The following is a 458-nucleotide window of genomic DNA, read 5'->3' as shown; positions in this document are numbered from 1 at the left end:
CTTCATCGGCAGCGGCGCCCCCCGCGACATGATGGCCAAAGTGCCATCCTTGCGCGCAGCCTCGACAGCCTGCAGCACCTCTCCCCGAGACTTGGTGCTCTGCTGGTGTTCCGGGTGAGTCGTGTATCCGATTTCGCCGCCACTCGGGTGGTACAGCGACGAGGCGGAAACCATGCCAGGAGCCGCTACGGCAATGGCTGCCAGGGAGAGAAGAAAGGATTTGCGAGAGTACATGGTGATGTCCTTCTGGTTAGAGATGAACCGTCGGCAACTTGCCTCGGCTATGCCTTTCGACATGGCTCCCACTGTAGAAATCGGGCAGCGACAGCACCCCAACGTCCAGATTACAAATTAGTAATCGGCAGCTCGTCCTCTCTCTTGGACAATCTCCGTATGACCAGCCCGCTTGTAAAGCCGCGCATCTCGGTGCGCGGCAGCCCGATTGATTGGCAACGCAC

At 59.2% G+C, this 458-nt stretch carries 1 protein-coding gene; it reads right to left on the bottom strand.

The features are described 5' to 3' along the window. Positions 1-234, bottom strand: a 234-nt coding sequence (locus tag GVL52_RS32055; RefSeq protein WP_160012729.1) for a DUF4148 domain-containing protein, incomplete at its 3' end; no start/stop codon positions are given. Between the last annotated feature and the right edge of the window lie 224 nt (positions 235-458).

The sequence above is a fragment of the Rhizobium sp. 18055 genome (assembly GCF_902706285.1).
In the GTDB taxonomy this organism is placed as follows: Bacteria; Pseudomonadota; Alphaproteobacteria; order Rhizobiales; family Rhizobiaceae; genus Rhizobium.
This window is presented reverse-complemented; position numbering and strand designations above follow the sequence as displayed.